Origin of the sequence: Granulicella aggregans, from assembly GCF_014203275.1 — a bacterium.
Classification (GTDB): domain Bacteria; phylum Acidobacteriota; class Terriglobia; order Terriglobales; family Acidobacteriaceae; genus Edaphobacter.
This window is the reverse complement of record NZ_JACHIP010000001.1, coordinates 83,457-97,555: the sequence shown is the minus strand read 5'-3', so window position 1 is coordinate 97,555 and position 14,099 is coordinate 83,457. Positions and strand designations below refer to the sequence as shown.

Genomic DNA, 14,099 nt, shown 5'->3' with positions numbered 1-14,099 from the left:
TCATAGAGATGTCTGGGAGTAGAGCTGACGCAGGAACGGCTCCGCCCCAAAATCGCTTCCTTTACTTTAGTAGTAAGCGTCGAATGAGGCCTTCAACATATGACGGTGATATAGGCTGTCCACTCACCAGCACGCGATAATAGATCGGTGAGAGTAACTGCTCTACGGCAGCCTCAGTGTCGAATTCCGGGGAGAGCTCGCCGCGCTTGACCGCTTGTTGAAAAGGGAAGAGGTCTCGAAGACGTTGAGGCTCGATAAATTGAGTTCGAAGGCGGATAGCCAATTCCGAGTCGTGTTGTGCCTCTGCGAGCAGGGCGCGGAAGACGGCTCCCGTATCTGATTCTGCCAACATCTTTGCCAGCCCAACGAGATGATGCTTAAGATCAGTCTCCAAATTCCCTGAATCTGGAGGAAGTGAGGCCTGTGCCATGTCTTCCACGAAAGCATCCATCAGCACGTCCGTCTTCGATGTCCACCAACGGTAGATTGTCTGCTTCGCGACACCTGCCGCAGCTGCGATGCCTTCGATCGTCACACCAGCGAATCCGCGCTCGACCAGCAGATTGTCGGCAGCTTCAAGGATCGCTGTGCGAGCCTCTTCACTTCTCCCGTGGCGATTCCCGCGATGTTCAACCGGGGAGGGGACTTTTTTGGCAGCTCGACGTGGTTTGCTCGATTTTGTAGTCACCGTACTCCTTGACTAGACGGTTCGTTGCGTCTAGTGTAGCTTCATGTCCTACTCTAACGTTATCTTCAATTGCTCTCAAGTCAGACAGCTCAGAGCCGCAACGCTACTTGGAGCTGCTTTTTTGTCCATTCCTTTCTTCCTCCCTGAAAAGGCGTCCGCGCAGGCGGGCACGATCCTTGCGATCAATGAAGGAGAATCAACTCTTTCGATCATCAATCCCAAGAGCGGCCAGGAGATAGGCAGGGTCGCGGAGGGGGGAGTCGCTGGCCATGAGGTCGTGGCTTCGTTCGATGGCAAGACAGCGTATGTCCCCATCTATGGCGACTCAAGCGCAGGAGAGCCGGGATCGGATGGCAGCGAGTTGGTTGCCATCGACCTGGCAACGCACATGATCGTGGGGCATGTCGATTTTGGCCATGGTGTGAGGCCACACCAGCCCACGCTCAATCCGCACGACGGCATGCTTTATGTCACCACGGAACTGGACCAGACGATAACGGTCATCGACCCCAAAAATATGAAAATTGTGGGCACCATTCCAACCGGCCAGGCGTTGAGCCACATGATGGTGATGGATCACGAAGGGCGATTCGGATACACGGCGAACATTCAGCCGGGAAGCGTCTCCGTGCTCGACATGCATGAACGGAAGCTGCTGGCGATCCTCCCCGTGGCGGCTAAGATCCAGCGGATTGCAATCTCTGCAGACGACAAGAAAATCTTCACAACCGATCAGACAAGACCGAGAGTCGCGGTGATCGATACGGCGACTCGCCAGGTTGCATCGTGGATTCCGCTTCCGGCGATTGGGTATACCCTCACCACTACCAAAGATGGACGTTGGCTGCTTATCGGCATCCAAAGTACGTCTCAGGTCGCAGTAGTCGATCTCGAACTGAGCAAGGTCGTACGGACAATCGATCTTCCAAAATCACCACACGAAATTCTGATGTCGCCTGATGGAACGACAGCTTACGTGTCCTGCACAGCCAATGAGCAGGTTGCGGCAATCCGTGTTTCGGACTGGACGGTGACGAAGCTCATTAAGGCCGGTACTAGGGTCGATGGCCTGGCGTGGGCGGAGCAGCGCTGATCACTCGCTGCTCCGGATCAGGCAAGCAAAAGAGTAGGTTGAAAGGCTCGAATCATGAATGAGGGTGTACAAGATCTAAACGAGCCGGCAATAGGCCAGAAGCCGTCCTCGCTTGTCCAATCCATGCGCAGTGCGAACGTCCCCACGGTCGATGCTCGATACTGGTCGGCAATCACACTCGCAAGCATCTTCGGTTGCAACCTCGGTGATTGTCTTTCGTTCTACGCCCATTGGAATCACTGGATCGGGTTAGCTCCTCTGGCGGCGATCTTTGCCCTACTGGTCGGAGGTGAACGCCGGTCAACGCGTGCAACACAGGCGTGGTATTGGACTGTCGTGATTGTGCTTCGCGCCGCAGCGACGAACCTGGCCGATCTCGCCACCCATACATTTGAGTGGCCCTATGTGCGCGTCATCCTTGGATTGACTGTCCTCCAGATACTTGTGATCTGGCCGGTCTTGCCTCGATCACTTCTGCCAGAGGGAGATCCAACGAATAGGCCGGCGACGACTGGCTGGTACTGGCTCTCTTTACTGACCGCCGGGACTTTGGGCACCGCAATCGGAGATTGGTCCGCTGACGCCCTCCATCTCGGTACCGGTTATGCCACGATCGCATTAGGCGCAATCTTCGCTGTCGTGCTCCTCATCGGAAGAGAATCCAGATGGACGACCAAATCGGCTTTTTGGTCTGCGATTGTTGCCGTTCGGGCTGCCGGAACAACAGCAGGCGATTGGATGGCTTTCCGCGAGGAACCGGGATTAAGCAATGGCCTGAACCTTGGACTGCCTCTCAGTACAGCCCTGAACTGCGCTTTATTTGTGGGTATTCTGCTTTTGTGGAAGCGCCATCTTGGGAGTCGGAAATTTGCCGATTCCGGCGATTGAGATCTAACTTGTCGCAGGTATATGTAGATTGCGGACTCGAGCTGCTGAGAGCCGTTCGTTCCAGGAATTCTGATCCACGATAGCAGTCGATCAGGAGAGCTTGTCCCGCTTGCCGAGGCGACGAACACCTCGGCAAGTTCCTCGGCGGCTTTTGCGGCAAGCGACCTGTTCTGGGTGGACAATGGCGTCGACTGTTTCACTCTTCATTGGCCGCATTTGCAAAGCGCTCCATGAGGAAGTTCCCGATAAGTTGAAGGGTCGCTGTCGAGGCCGCCAAGCGTCCCAAGCCCCCCAGATATCCATGGACCATCCCTTGCCATACGTCGAGTCGAACGTCGACTCCCGCCGCCGCCGCCCGCTCAACCAGGCTGATCGAATCGTCAAGCAGGACCTCATCGTTGCCGACATGCACACGGAGCGGTGGTAGTCCCTTGAGATCAGCGTAAAGCGGGGAGGCAAGTGGGTCGTCCGGACGATTTCCTTCCAGATAGGACCGCACTAGTTCGTCGGCTTGCGACTGGATGAAGTATGGATCGGCAACAGCCCGCGTCGACCAACTGCCTCCGGACAGGGTTAGATCGGTCACCGGCGATAGGGCCACTCCGCCAACCAGCGCTCTCCGCCCCGGCTCATTGCTTGTTGCAGCAAAAACGAGCAGGCCAAGGGCGAGGTTGCCACCAGCGGAATCACCCGTCACGGCGATTTTCGTGAAACCTCGCTCAATCAGACCGAGGTAGCAGGCTCGTACGTCTTCAGCCGCAGCAGGGAAGGGATGCTCCGGAGCAAGCCGATAGTCAGGCACGAAAGCCGCTACTCCGACACTCAGCGCGATATGGCCTGCGAGGTGGCGAAACGCCTGTGCGGAGCCCCAGTTGAACCATCCGCCATGGAGGTGCATCACGGCCTCGCCGGGGCGCGCGCCTTCGGGCCGGCACCACCATCCCGAGACACCCCCTACAGAGTCAGCCTCGTAGACGACGCCAGCCGGGGCAGAGACGCGCTCCATAATGGCGTTGAACGGAACGCGAGCGGCAACTCCCCGAAGCTTGCCCTTGTTGGGCTCGACGATGGCGCGCATGGCGGTCATGGCCGCTTCATCCTCCGCGCTCAATGGATGCTGCACCAACCATGAAGCTGTACTTTGATCCTCTCGAAGCGTCTGCATTGTTGTTCCTCCTGTTTGTTCAGCTAATCGAACTATCACACTTTACTAGACGTAAAGTAAAGCAACGCGATGCATTTATTTTTACGCCTCGTTCAGGTAAGTTAAGGTTGTGTCGAAATCGAAGCCCAAACCGCTGCCGATGGGAAGACCACGCAGCGAGGCGGCCGTCTCACACACTGCGATCATGGACGCCGTATCCGGCTTGCTGGAAGAGAAACCCGCTCGCGACCTGACCATGGATGCGGTCGCAAAACGAGCGGGAGTCGGAAAGCCGACACTGTACAAGTGGTGGCCCTCCAAGGCCGCCCTCATCATGGCCATGTTCCATGAGCGGTTCAACGTCATTCCCGAGATGCCGGGTGCAACGACGGCAGAAGAGGCACTGCGAATAAGGGTGAAGCACCTTACCGTCCAATGTAATGGCCTATTCGGAAAGGTGGTCGCCGACCTGATCGCTGAGGGGCAGGGCGATCCGTCGATCCTGAAGGAGCTCTACGAGAGCCATATTCGCCCGCGACGAGCTGCGACCATTGCCGACATCGAGCGTGGAGTGGCATCGGGCGAGTTCGTGGCTGAGACTGACTCTGAACTCCTCCTCGATGCGATTGTCGCGCCACTGTATCTTCGGCTTCTGCTCCGCCACCCCGCTCTGACGGAGGAGTACGGAAATCAACTCATCGATAAGGCGCTCCTCGGTATACGGAACCCCAGGTGGAGGGGCGGACGACGGAAGCGGGACGTCAGTCAGCCAGGATTGGCAACTTAGGGTGTTTGGTGCGAACGGACGCCAACCGTGCAGGCCGTCCCGCACGTCTTGTAGCCGTTTCACTCCTCGTCCAGACCGGGCTGCAACATAGGGACGCCAGAGGATGCGGGGCGGGTTATCTTCCGTTTAGGAGATTCCCTATGTTCGCAATTCGCCATTTCATGATCGCTACCATCCTGTTAACGACTGCTTCTATGCCCCTAACCGTGACGGCGCAAACGGCGGCAAAGCCCGACCCTTGAGCCAGTCGTTCGATAAGGTGCTGTCGCAGTTTGAACTTCAGTTCGTGGCGGTCTCGAAGGCGATGCCCAGTGAGAAGTATGACTTCACCCCGGCTACGCTTGGACTAGCGGGGGCTGACTACAAGGGTGTGCGAACCTTCGCTGCCGAGGTGAAGCACGTGGCCGAGATGAACTTCGTTATCTATAGCGTCATGAGCGGACTCAAGCCCGACATGGACATGGATTCCATCAAAGACCTGAAGAGCAAGGACGAAATCCTCTCTGCCGTGACTCGCTCGTTCGCTTACGGACATAGAGCTTTACTCACTCTGAATGCCGGGAACTCCAGCGAAATGCCTCCAGACTCTCACGGAATGACAAAGGCTGGAATCGCCGCGTACGTGATGGTGCACGACGCAGACCACTACGGGCAGCTTTCAGAGTATTTGCGGATGAATGGAATCGTTCCGCCCCAGAGTCAGAAGTGAAAAGAGGGGATCGGCGGGCGGGTGTTTCGAATGCGGCTTTAGCCGCTGAGGTACGTTTGGCTTTCGTGGCGGAACAGCTTATAGCTCACGGCGAGGAGCTTGGGCGCTTCGGGCGAGTGCTGAAGCGTACCTCAGGGGCTAAAGCCCGTTGCCTGGGGAGTGGATTTGCGGCACGGCTGAAGCCGTGCCCTTAAGCAAGACGGTCTTTGGTGGCTAGTGGCGGGTGAGGCTGCGCTGGGCGAGGAGTTTGGAATAACTCGGGGTGATCCCTTCCCTCTTATTTATTGCGCAAAGGATTGATAAGAAGGATGTGGTGCTATACCAAGGTGTTCTTAGAGAAGCTTAGGTGTACCTCGGTCGCGAGAGTTATTCTGTGGAGCGAAGCGTTTTGCGCAAGGAACTTGTCAAGTCTATGTCGGCCAAAAAGGTGTTGATCGCGGACTATGAAAGATCGGTTCGGGAGAGCCTTGGGCTGGTCTTCGCGCAGCACGGTTGCGAGTGCAGGACGGTGGAGGAGGGCGAGGAGGCACTTGCAACTGCGGCGGCGTGGGTGCCGGATGTGGTTGTTATGGATCTTTTGCTGATCGAGAACGCTCGGACCCACAGGGACCGGATACCGGCGGCGGTGATCCTGTTGCTGACCTCGACGAGCCCTCCGACGTTGCTGAAGGCTGCGGAAGAGTTGGGACTTCGGGTGTTCCAGAAGCCGGTGAGGCCGCAGATTTTGCTGGAGGCGGCTGGAGCTTTGTAGATGGCTGGGTAGATGCTGAGCTGTAAGGGTAAAGAGCGGCAGACTCGGCGAGACCTGCGCGGACGGGATTTTCGTGGATGTAGTTGCGGCGGATCTGGAAGTCTTCTGCGTCGCGGATGCGGTGGTCGGTGAAGCTGCGCTGCCAGACGGGGAGCTTCGAGGCGAGGCGTCGGGAAAAGCCTCCTTTGATGAGGCCGATGGCGCGTTCGAGGGTGATGGTTTCAGGTGTGAGCAGGAGATGGATGTGGTCGGGCATGACGACGAAGGCGTGGAGTTTGTAGTTGCCTTCGCGGCGGTAGTGCTGGAGGGTGTCGATGAGGAGTAAGGCGTTGGCTTCGACCTGGAAGAGGCGGCGGCGATTGGAAGTCGCTGTGGTGATGAAGAAGGTGCCGGGTCGGGCGGTGCGCGTCGGAATCGCCATGATGAGTGGCAACAGCGTAACGCAGGCTTTGCGTCGCTGGTGAGATTATTTTTCGCGAAGAAGGTCTTGCTTAAGGGCACGGCTTCAGCCGTGCCGTCTGGCGAGTGTTTGGAGTGCGGCTTTAGCCGCTGAGGTACGTTTTGCTTTCGTGACGGAACGGGTTATAGCTCACGGCGAGGAGCTTTGGCGCTTCGGACGAGTGCTGAAGCGTACCTCAGGGGCTAAAGCCCCTTGCCTGGGGAGTGGATTTGCGGCACGGCTGAAGCCGTGCCCTTAAGCAAGACGTGAAAGTGAGGCCAATCCATTGCTACGGCAATAGGGGTTTGCCGGCCGCCGCTAACTTCGCGTTCAACTTATTCTTACGATCTCTATCTTTTTCAGGCTTAACAAAATAGTGATCAAAGAGTTCTTCTAAGACATCGAGGTTCCACTCTGCTTCATGGGGTTCGACTGGTAGGATCACTCCCGTAGATTGCTCTTTCTGAGGGTGTGCGGCGAAATTACCTATATTTCTTACGGCCGCTAATTGAGCGGCGAGGTGCGACGATAGAACATTGCTGGCTACGATCTCTTCAATCTCTTTGGCGAGATTGCTCTTCTTGACTTTTGCGTATTCGCGAAGCAGATGTTGCAAACACCGTCGGCTGAGCGCAGCGCTCGCTTTAGGACTGATCTCGAGAACTTGAGCGGCTTCTTCGAAATCTTCGCGCAAGGAATGAGGAACTTGAGGCGGGCATTGTCGGCCTCCACCTCTCGGCCAGACCATGAACTCTTCATGATCTAAGGCGATGTCAACCAGAACCGAGTCTTCTTTTCCGGTTTTTATGACATCCGCTATGCCCTTGATAAGGAACATGATTGGTTGTTCGCACTCAGGGCACTGTTCGGCTTGAAGTTCCCATGCGACCTATCCTCCCTCAAAATCAGTGCTTTCCGATTTGTTATCTTCTGGCGGGCTTTCCCAGTAGTACATTATCGTCACCCGGCTTGGATCCCAATTTATTGCCACGTTACAGTGCGGACATTTCATTTACTTTCCTCACTACTCGATCGGAAGATTTAGCGCCTATCCAAAGGCCACAGCCCTGGCTTTCGCCAGGGCTGTCCTTAGTCGTAGTCCTTACAAACAATCCCAGCTAGTTCTAGCTGCAGCCGCTGGTGCTGCCGCATTCGTTGCAGCGGTAGCAGGAGCCGTTTCTGGTCATGATGGCTCCGCAGGTGGCGCAGCTTGGGCTGTCGCCCATGTCGATCATGGAGCGCATGGCAGAGGCGGTGTGGTAGATGCCGCGATCTTCGAAAGACGAGGGTGTAGGGTCCAGGGTGTAGGGTGTAGACGGCTCGAGGCCGCTACGGGCCTGTAGGTCGGGTGCGATCCCTTGCTGGGGTGCGGTGCGGTCGGCGTACTCGGGGGCTTCGAACGGGTTGGGTTCGAGTTCCACCGAAGCGGCGGCGTTGAGGCTCACCGTGTTGCCGGGAGCGGTGACCTGACCGGCGACCGGGACAGACGCTGCCTGCTTCATGCCGGCGAATAGGTCGAGCTGGGTGCCGGAGAGGAAGCGCATCTGGATCCAGCGGAAGATGTAATCCATGATGGACTTGGCGTAGCCGATCTCGGGGTTGCCGGTCCAGCCGGAGGGCTCGAAGCGGGTGTGGGCGAACTTCTCGCAGAGCACACGCAGCGGAACGCCGTGCTGGAGGGCGAGTGAGACTGCCGTGGCGAAGGAGTCCATGAGGCCGGAGACGGTGGAGCCTTCCTTGGCCATGCGGATGAAGATCTCGCCGGGGCTGCCGTTGGGGTAGAGGCCGACGGTGATGTAGCCCTCGTGGCCGCCGACACCGAACTTGTGGGTGACGGAGGCGCGCTCGGCAGGGAGACGGTGACGGACGGCGCGAGGCGGGGCCTGCGCGTCGACAGCGTCGGAGTTGAGGAGGCTGGCTTCGGCGATCTGTCTGATCTGGGTCTGAAGCGTGGTGACCTGGGCTTCGAGCGTGGCGATCTTCTGCTTCCCAAGTTCGATGGCTGCGGTGTCTTCAACGGTGCTGCTGACGGCCTTGGTGCCCTTCTTGTTGTCGTCGGTTTGCGCGGAGACGTTGAGGGGCTGGGTTCCCTTGGAGTTGTCGCGGTAGATGGCTACGGCCTTGATGCCGAGACGCCAGGCCTCGGTGTAGGCGTGGGCGATGTCGTCGACGGAGCAGTCCTGCGGGAGATTGACGGTCTTCGAAATCGCTCCCGAAAGGAAGGGCTGCGCTGCGCCCATCATCTTGATGTGGCCCATGTAGGAGATGGTGCGGGTTCCTTTGGCGGGCTTGAAGGAGCAGTCGAATACGGCGAGGTGCTCGGGCTTGATGGCGGGAGCGCCTTCGATGGTGCCGGTGGCGTCGATGTAGCTGACGATGGCGTTGACGTCGGCCTCGTTGTAGCCGAGCTTGATGAGGGCCGAGGGGACGGTGTTGTTGACGATCTTGATCATGCCGCCGCCGACGAGCTTCTTGTACTTGACGAGGGCGAGGTCGGGCTCGACGCCGGTGGTGTCGCAGTCCATCATGAAGCCGATGGTGCCGGTGGGGGCGAGGACGGTGACCTGCGAGTTGCGGTAGCCGAACTTTTCGCCGTGGGCGAGAGCGCCGTCCCAGGAGTGCTTGGCGGCGGAGACGAGTTCGTTGAGCTGCGGGGCGACGAAGGGCTCGGCGCTGGTCTTCGACTTGCCGATGTTGTTCACTTCGGCGCGGTGCATGCGGATGACGTCGAGGAAGGGCTCGCGGTTGACGTAGAAGCCGGGGCAGGCTCCGCCGGTGATCTCGGCACGCTGCGTGATCGTGGTGGCTGCGCCGAGCGGGTTGCAGGTTTCGGCGATGCGCGAGGACTGCCAGTAGGCGTCGCCCGAGAGGATGGCGGTGACGGCACCGGCAAAGTCGCGACCAGCGTCGGAGTCATACGGCAGGCCGAAGGCCATGAGGAGCGCACCGAGGTTCGCATAGCCTAGGCCGAGCGGACGATAGTCGTGCGAGTTCTTCGCGATCATCTCGGTGGGGTAGCCAGCGGAGTCGACGATGATCTCCATCGCGGTGGTTACGATGCCGATGGCGTGGCGGTAGGCGGCGATGTCGAACTGGCCGCCGGGGGTGAGGAACTTCAGCAGGTTGAAGCTGGCAAGGTTGCAGGCCGAGTCATCGAGGAACATGTACTCGGAGCAGGGGTTGGAGGCATTGATGCGGGCGGTGTTCTTCGACGTGTGCCAGCGGTTGATGGTGGTGTCGTACTGCATGCCGGGGTCGCCGCACTGCCAGGTGGCTTCGGCGATCTTGTGCATAAGGTCGCGGGCCTTGTACTCCTTGATCGGGGTCTTGTCCTTGACGGTCTTCGTGGAGAAATTGCCGTCGGATTCGACTGCCTGCATGAACTCGTCGGTGACGCGGACGGAGTTGTTGGCGTTCTGGAAGAAGATTGACGAGTAGGCTTCGGAGTCGGGGCCTGAACCGTCGTAGCCGGCCTGGACGAGATGCCATGCCTTCTCTTCTTCTTTCACCTTGCACTGGATAAAGTCTTCGATGTCTGGGTGGTCGACGTTGAGGATGACCATCTTGGCGGCGCGGCGGGTCTTACCGCCGGACTTGATGACTCCGGCGAAGGCGTCGAAGCCGCGCATGAAGCTGAGCGGGCCGGAAGCGGTTCCGCCGCCAGAGAGGGTCTCCATTGATCCGCGGATCATGGAGAGGTTCGAGCCTGCGCCCGATCCCCACTTGAAGAGCATGCCTTCGGTTTTGGCGAGGGTGAGGATGGAGTCGAGAGAATCCTGAACAGAGTTAATGAAGCAGGCGGAGCATTGGGGCTTGGAGTAGCCGGTGACGGAGAACTCGACGGCGCAGGAGTGCTTGTTCCAGTGCCAGTTCTGGGCGTCGGAGTTGGGCTCGAGGCGGTCGCAGCCGACGTTGAACCAGACGGGCGAGTTGAAGGCTACCTTCTGGTTTAGGAGAAGGTGGGCGAGCTCGGCGTAAAAGATTGCGGCGTCGTCGGCGGAGGCGAAGAAGCCGTCGCGGATGCCCCAGTCGCGGATGGACTCGGCGACGCGGGTGATGAGGGCGCGGACGCCGTCTTCACGCTCGGCGGTGCCGTTCAGGCCGTGCAGGTATTTGCTGGCTACGATGTTGGTTGCGGTGACGGACCAGTCGGAGGGGACTTCGACGTTCTTCTGTTCGAAGATGAGGTTGCCCTTCCAGTCCTGGATGACGGCGTCGCGGCGTTCCCAGGTGATCTCGTCGTAGGGCGAGACGCCGGGTTTCGAGAAGTGGCGATTGAAGGTGAGGCCGGGGGCGGAGTTCTTCGGAGAGGAAGGAGCTGGAGCCGATGGGGCCTGCTTTGCGGACGTTGCGGGTGCCTGGGTGGGGATGGTCGCCATGCTGGTAAATCTCCTCTGGATGGATCAAATATCGTTCAAAAAAATCGATGTTGCGGTGAAGCTAGATGCCGTTCAGAACCTGGGGGTCGAGCGAAGAATCGGGGCGTACCTTGCGGCGAAGACGACGGGCGCTAGCGTGCTTCAAAGGATGCTCTGCCGAGGACGCGAGAGGCTCTGGCGACGTTTCGGGAGGAGGGAATTTTGAAGTAACGATGAATTTCTGCGGCCTTGCAGTCGTGAAAGTACCGCCCCCTATGGGGTATGTCAAGTATAAAGCACTACAGGTTGTGTTGCACTTGTGTGTACCGGGTTTTGCGGGTCGATCTCGCGGATGGGACGAAGAAACTCGGCGGATTCGCTGTGGAAGATCGCTGCGCAGCCCGATTCGCGCAGGCTTTACGTGCGGTTTACATTCCCTGGTTTGAGGGTAGCTGACTGAGGCTCGTCGGAGGGATCTCTAAAGGTGGTTATTTTTGAGGAAAAAGTGGATAAATCGGCACGGAATTCAGGGGCCGTAAACGGATCTTCGGATCGCAGGATATTCGCGAAGTTCGAAGCGTCGGCGAGGTAGTCGAAGAGCGTTCGATAGCACTCGCAGGATCGGGCCTCGAGGCCGAGGCGATTAAGGATTCGGATTTTGCTTCGGGAGTAGATGATGAGGCCGTCGAGTTGCAGCTTTCCGGCGGCGACAGTGACGGTGGAGCGGTTGCAGCCGAGCATAGCCGCGATGTGTTCGTGGGGCAGGTGGATCACTGACGATTCCATGCGGTCAGCACAGAGCAGGAGCCAGCGCGCCAGACGCATCCCGACACTATGTCGAGCATTGCAGCCGGCGGTCTGAGCGGTTTGAAGGAAGTGAGCCTGGTTGGCGCGGAGGGCCAGGCCGTGGAACTCGCCGTGGCGGGCAAACTCCAGTCGGGCATTGGTGACCGTGGCGGCATATCCGCGTCCAGCAATCTGCATGTAGACGCGGTTTAGGCTTCGCGCAGTGCCCATCATGGAAGAACCGCATAAGACGGACTCGAAGCCCATCACGCCGATTTCGACCTGAGAGCCATCCTCAAAAGAAGCAGTCATCGAGGCGACTCCGTCTTCGAGAAAGATGATCTGGTGCATCTCGGTGCCGGGGACTTCTATGTCGCGACGAAGAGGCAGCATCAACGATGTAAGGTGCAGGCGTTGGAGGATATCCGGGTGGAGTGCGTGAAGCATGGCATTGCGATAGACGAGGGGCATTGCGCGCCCACGATCCAGACGGATGAGAGACTCGTCTGCGGCGAGTGTACTCCGCGCGACATAAGAATGCGTGGCTAAAACTGCTCAAGGAATTTTGGTGCGACTTGAAGCGAACCGGAGATGCTGTAACGTAAGCGTACTTATTACAAAATTTGAGCCTTTCTCAGGAGCAGATGCGATGCGATTCGCCTTATTTGGGCTATCTCTGGTAACAGGAGTGTTGTGGGGACAGGTGGCCCCGGAGCCTGCCGACCTGGTGCTGCGACACGGAACGGTTTTGACGGTGGATGCCAAGGACAGTGTGGCCGAGGCGGTGGCGATTCGGGACGGCAAAGTTGTATCAGTCGGTACGGATACGAGCATGGGTGCGTGGATTGGCGCAAAGACAAGGGTGATCGACCTGGCGGGCAAGTCGGTGACTCCGGGGCTGATCGATACGCATGCTCATCTGCTGAGCACCGGGGCGGACGAGATAGTGGGTGTCGACCTGGGGAGGGCGGCCAGCCTTGCCCAGTTGACGGAGCTGGTGAAGGCGCGGGTGGATGCGACTCCTGCGGGGGAGTGGGTGCAGGGTTCGCGTTGGAACGAAGGGATTCTCGCTGAGCATCGCGGCCCGACGCTGGCAGAGTTGGATGCGATCTCGGGTGGGCATCCGGTGCTGCTGGAGAACGTGACGCATCACTACGCGATCGTGAACAGTGCAGCGCTGGCCATGGCGAAGATTGATGTGTCAACGAAGGATCCGGCAGGCGGAAGGATCGAACATGACACCACCGGGAAGCCGACCGGCATGCTGCGCGAGGAGGCGGCGGTGCGGCTGGTGTCATCACACATTCCCGCGATTACTGCGGAGCAGTACAAGATGTCCTTGCGGAGCGGCATTGCGACCATGCACTCGGAGGGAATGACGGGCGTGAAGGACCTCAATTATCCCGTCGAGTGGTCTGCCTATAAGGAACTTGCCGGGACGGAGGGGCTGACGATTCATGCGTGCAGCCTGATCTGGGCGGGATATTCGCTGGAGAGCGCAAAGGCGGCTCTGAACGAGATCTTGCAGGCGCGAAAGGACGAGAAGACGCTTCCGGGAGGAGACTTGAAGGTGTGCGGGGCGAAGATCCTGCTAGATGGCAGCGCTACCGGAAGGACGGCATGGAGGTACGAGGACTACCCGGTGGATGCGCGGCATCCTGCGTCCACGGGGCATGGGTTCTCGACGATCGAGCCAGATGTCTACAATAAGATGGTGCTGTTGTTCAACGACGCTGGAGTCTCGGTGGGGACGCATGCGATCGGCGACCGGACGATCGACCTCGTTGTAGATGCCTATGCGGAGGCACTGCAACAGAAGCCGACGGTGGGGCTGCGGCACAGCATCATCCATGCGCACGAGCCGACGGAGCATGCCATCGCTGCGATGGCGGAGATGCAGAAGAAGTACGACGCCGGGATTCCCGAGACGCAGGCGGAGTTTCTGTGGTGGCTCGGAGACACGCTGCCGGGTTCGTTCGGGCTTGAGAGGGCACAACATTTGATGCCGCTCGCGACGTATCGGAAGAACGGGATGATCTTTGCCGGCGGATCGGATTATGGGGTGACGCCGCTCGCGGCGCGGTATGGACTGTGGGCGTCGGTGGCGCGGGAGCCATTGAAGGGGACGTTCGGGCCGCATCCATTCGGCATGGAAGAGGCTGTGGATGTGCATACGGCTTTGAAGAGCTACACAATATGGGCTGCACGGCAGATCTTCGCGGAGACGGAGACCGGATCGGTCGAGACGGGCAAATGGGCGGACCTGGCGGTGTGGGACCGGAATCCGTATGCGGTGCCTACCGCCGATCTGAAGGAGATGAAGTGCATGATGACGCTCTACAAGGGGAAGGTGGTCTTTGAGCGGGCGAAGTAGAGGACGGACGGTTTTGGCGCTGAATAGTACCGTGTCGTTTGCACAACATTTGCTGCTTGCGGAGTGAGGGCCTAGAATCAAG

General features: G+C 58.7%; 12 protein-coding genes and 1 pseudogene. 7 read left to right on the top strand and 6 right to left on the bottom strand.

Annotated elements, in window-relative coordinates; translation table 11 throughout:
- Positions 1-61: 61 nt before the first annotated feature.
- Entirely contained in the window at positions 62-688 is a 627-nt protein-coding gene (locus tag HDF16_RS31505; protein ID WP_184213088.1) for a TetR/AcrR family transcriptional regulator C-terminal ligand-binding domain-containing protein, read from the bottom strand.
- A 121-nt stretch (positions 689-809) separates the two neighbouring features.
- On the opposite strand from HDF16_RS31505, the gene HDF16_RS00415 reads away from it, so the two are divergent.
- Together HDF16_RS00415 and HDF16_RS00410 are read left to right on the top strand one after the other, a co-directional pair.
- On the top strand, positions 810-1,781 hold the full coding sequence (locus HDF16_RS00415) for a cytochrome D1 domain-containing protein (RefSeq protein ID WP_246408539.1): 972 nt from the start codon (positions 810-812) through the stop codon (positions 1,779-1,781).
- Between the two features lie 54 nt (positions 1,782-1,835).
- Positions 1,836-2,669 carry a COG4705 family protein gene (locus HDF16_RS00410; protein WP_184213084.1) on the top strand — a complete coding sequence of 278 codons (834 nt, stop codon included), beginning with the start codon at positions 1,836-1,838 and terminating at the stop codon, positions 2,667-2,669.
- Between the two features lie 196 nt (positions 2,670-2,865).
- On the opposite strand, the gene HDF16_RS00405 is transcribed toward HDF16_RS00410, so the two are convergent.
- Positions 2,866-3,834, bottom strand: a complete 969-nt coding sequence (locus tag HDF16_RS00405) for an alpha/beta hydrolase (protein ID WP_184213082.1) — start codon at positions 3,832-3,834, stop codon at positions 2,866-2,868.
- Between the two features lie 109 nt (positions 3,835-3,943).
- Between HDF16_RS00405 and HDF16_RS00400 the strand changes: the two genes are divergently transcribed.
- From HDF16_RS00400 to HDF16_RS00390, 3 genes are all read left to right on the top strand, one after another.
- Entirely contained in the window at positions 3,944-4,600 is a 657-nt protein-coding gene (locus HDF16_RS00400) for a TetR/AcrR family transcriptional regulator (RefSeq protein WP_348641191.1), read from the top strand.
- Between the two features lie 238 nt (positions 4,601-4,838).
- Positions 4,839-5,309: a DinB family protein gene (locus tag HDF16_RS00395; RefSeq protein ID WP_184213080.1), complete on the top strand. Its 471-nt coding sequence runs from the start codon at positions 4,839-4,841 to the stop codon at positions 5,307-5,309.
- Between the two features lie 412 nt (positions 5,310-5,721).
- Positions 5,722-6,060: a response regulator gene (locus tag HDF16_RS00390; RefSeq protein ID WP_246408681.1), complete on the top strand. Its 339-nt coding sequence runs from the start codon at positions 5,722-5,724 to the stop codon at positions 6,058-6,060.
- Between the two features lie 79 nt (positions 6,061-6,139).
- Here HDF16_RS00390 and HDF16_RS00385 read toward each other — a convergent pair.
- Positions 6,140-6,439: pseudogene (locus HDF16_RS00385) on the bottom strand (transposase); the annotation flags it as partial.
- Here HDF16_RS00385 and HDF16_RS31500 point away from each other — a divergent pair.
- The gene (locus HDF16_RS31500) at positions 6,375-6,524 is read left to right on the top strand and encodes a hypothetical protein (RefSeq protein WP_348641249.1); all 150 of its coding nucleotides are present in this window, start codon (positions 6,375-6,377) and stop codon (positions 6,522-6,524) included. The pseudogene HDF16_RS00385 and the gene HDF16_RS31500 sit on opposite strands and share 65 nt — an antisense overlap.
- A 264-nt stretch (positions 6,525-6,788) precedes the next feature.
- On the opposite strand, the gene HDF16_RS00380 is transcribed toward HDF16_RS31500, so the two are convergent.
- The 3 genes from HDF16_RS00380 to HDF16_RS00370 form a co-directional block, all read right to left on the bottom strand.
- The gene (locus tag HDF16_RS00380; protein ID WP_221312389.1) at positions 6,789-7,337 is read right to left on the bottom strand and encodes a DUF4145 domain-containing protein; all 549 of its coding nucleotides are present in this window, start codon (positions 7,335-7,337) and stop codon (positions 6,789-6,791) included.
- Positions 7,338-7,623: 286 nt separating this feature from the next.
- The gene (locus HDF16_RS00375; RefSeq protein WP_184213076.1) at positions 7,624-10,878 is read right to left on the bottom strand and encodes a vitamin B12-dependent ribonucleotide reductase; all 3,255 of its coding nucleotides are present in this window, start codon (positions 10,876-10,878) and stop codon (positions 7,624-7,626) included.
- 396 nt (positions 10,879-11,274) lie between these two features.
- Positions 11,275-12,114 carry a Crp/Fnr family transcriptional regulator gene (locus HDF16_RS00370; RefSeq protein WP_184213074.1) on the bottom strand — a complete coding sequence of 280 codons (840 nt, stop codon included), beginning with the start codon at positions 12,112-12,114 and terminating at the stop codon, positions 11,275-11,277.
- A 178-nt stretch (positions 12,115-12,292) separates the two neighbouring features.
- Here HDF16_RS00370 and HDF16_RS00365 point away from each other — a divergent pair, with 178 nt between their 5' ends.
- Positions 12,293-14,017: an amidohydrolase gene (locus tag HDF16_RS00365; RefSeq protein WP_184213072.1), complete on the top strand. Its 1,725-nt coding sequence runs from the start codon at positions 12,293-12,295 to the stop codon at positions 14,015-14,017.
- Positions 14,018-14,099 lie beyond the last annotated feature (82 nt).

What these genes read in the sequence shown, in the direction of transcription:
- HDF16_RS31500 (WP_348641249.1), top strand. Translation starts at nt 6,375, where the DNA reads ATGAGGAGTAAGGCGTTGGCTTCGACCTGGAAGAGGCGGCGGCGATTG.
- HDF16_RS00365 (WP_184213072.1), top strand. Translation starts at nt 12,293, where the DNA reads ATGCGATTCGCCTTATTTGGGCTATCTCTGGTAACAGGAGTGTTGTGG.
- HDF16_RS00390 (WP_246408681.1), top strand. Translation starts at nt 5,722, where the DNA reads ATGTCGGCCAAAAAGGTGTTGATCGCGGACTATGAAAGATCGGTTCGG.
- HDF16_RS00370 (WP_184213074.1), bottom strand. Translation starts at nt 12,114, where the DNA reads ATGCCCCTCGTCTATCGCAATGCCATGCTTCACGCACTCCACCCGGAT.
- HDF16_RS00380 (WP_221312389.1), bottom strand. Translation starts at nt 7,337, where the DNA reads ATGTTCCTTATCAAGGGCATAGCGGATGTCATAAAAACCGGAAAAGAA.
- HDF16_RS00405 (WP_184213082.1), bottom strand. Translation starts at nt 3,834, where the DNA reads ATGCAGACGCTTCGAGAGGATCAAAGTACAGCTTCATGGTTGGTGCAG.
- HDF16_RS00375 (WP_184213076.1), bottom strand. Translation starts at nt 10,878, where the DNA reads ATGGCGACCATCCCCACCCAGGCACCCGCAACGTCCGCAAAGCAGGCC.
- HDF16_RS00410 (WP_184213084.1), top strand. Translation starts at nt 1,836, where the DNA reads ATGAATGAGGGTGTACAAGATCTAAACGAGCCGGCAATAGGCCAGAAG.